Source organism: Sphingomonas sp. BE138, from assembly GCF_031456125.1.
In the GTDB taxonomy this organism is placed as follows: Bacteria; Pseudomonadota; Alphaproteobacteria; order Sphingomonadales; family Sphingomonadaceae; genus Sphingomonas.
Window position 1 is genome coordinate 1 of the sequence record NZ_JAVDUC010000075.1, and the last position, 1,474, is coordinate 1,474.

Consider the following 1,474-nt stretch of genomic DNA (forward strand, 5'->3'; position numbering starts at 1 on the left):
CTGCCGACCCATCATGTCCGGGATCCCCCCACCGCCTTGCCGGAGTGAATCACGCCCTCGTCACCGTCGCAAGCAGCCGTTTTTCAACAGCCTCGTCCGGTTGTGACGCTACCTCCACGAAGTCGGCCTTCCGCGTGTTTCGAGGTGTCACAAACCCGCGTCATTATGCTCGCCGGGGACGGGTTACCGGCAGCAGCCAAAAGCCGCGACCCACCTTTCCCAAAAACGAAGGTCGATCGAGATCCTGGGTCGCAAACCGGCTACGTCTCGCGGGTCCGGTGCTGGTTTTCCCAAAACATGTTCCCGATTGCCTTTTCCCGAAATGCGGCACCGGAGACGGAGTTTCGGGAAACCTCGAGCGCTCGAAAACTGGCGTGACGGAGCCCGCTGCTGGCGCAGCGGGTCCGGGGTCAGGAGCCGAAAGGTGATCGCATCAGCGGGGGCAGCGCTGCGCTGTTTGGATGGCTCCACGCAGCCCCCGCTGCTACCAGATGGTGTCATTTCTATCTGGCGACGATTATGTCTTCTCTAAAACGCAGGAACAGAGCGTAACGGCTCAGCGGCGCCTCAAGCTGCCCCAATCGCGGCCGGCGCTTCGATCAGCCATCGCCCGACGACCCGCTCGAAATCGACATACGGGATCCGATCTGGGTGAAACCCTAGCACGGCCGCCAGATCGGGCAAGTCGGCCAGAAACGCCTTATAGACGCGCTGCACGCGGTCGGCGCTCGGCAGCTCGCGACGCGACACGTTGGCGAGCCAATCACGCGCCTCGCGAAGTGCTCGAGTCGGGTCGCCCCCATGCTCGTGGATGTCCATGCCAGCCAGATCGGAGATGAAACGCTGGTAGCGGAACTGCTCCACGTCGAGGATCAGGATACGCTTGACCTTCTGATGTTGGCCACCGTAGCGCTTGGCGCCAAGGAACAGCCCGAGTTCGAGCGGCATGTTGAAGCGCGGCAGGTTGTTGACCGCGTCCAGCTCGGTGCGTGACAGGTCATGAATGCCGTAGCGGCACTGCTCGATCAGAGCGAAGATCTTGTCAATCCGAGTCTGGCCACCGTCATCCAGTTCGCGCGCCGAGCGCGGGCGAAAGCCGCAGACGAGAATGGCGAAGATCAGTGCGCGGAACGTCGGCGCGAACGCATCGTCGAAGGGGCAATTGATGAAGACGTCATCCGTCGACGTCTGAACGACCGGCAAACTACTTCTTCTTGGCCAGAACGCTCTTCACTGCCGCGGCGATACGCTGGTCGGAGACGGTCGCCTTCTTGGTTGCCACCGGCGCCAGAACGTAACGGCCCGTCGCTGCGCTGCGCCCGAGCACGCCTGGCTTGCTCCCCTTGGTGGTAATCGTATCGGACCGGGTCGCCATGACAGGGTGCATTCTAGATCGAAGTGCGAAAACCTAGCTTAAGTGAGGGTTCCACCCGGCGGAGGGTTGCGCATGGGCAGCTACACGCATCTGGATCTC

At 62.1% G+C, this 1,474-nt stretch carries 2 protein-coding genes; both read right to left on the reverse strand.

Annotation, left to right across the window (positions count from 1 at the left end):
- Positions 1–567 precede the first annotated feature (567 nt).
- On the reverse strand, positions 568–1,203 hold the full coding sequence (locus J2Y58_RS20925; protein ID WP_310107440.1) for a hypothetical protein: 636 nt from the start codon (positions 1,201–1,203) through the stop codon (positions 568–570).
- Position 1,204: 1 nt separating this feature from the next.
- The gene (locus J2Y58_RS20930) at positions 1,205–1,375 is read right to left on the reverse strand and encodes a hypothetical protein (protein WP_225883565.1); all 171 of its coding nucleotides are present in this window, start codon (positions 1,373–1,375) and stop codon (positions 1,205–1,207) included.
- Positions 1,376–1,474: the final 99 nt, after the last annotated feature.

Coding starts and splice junctions, on each gene's coding strand:
- J2Y58_RS20930 (WP_225883565.1), bottom strand. CDS start 1,375: ATGGCGACCCGGTCCGATACGATTACCACCAAGGGGAGCAAGCCAGGC.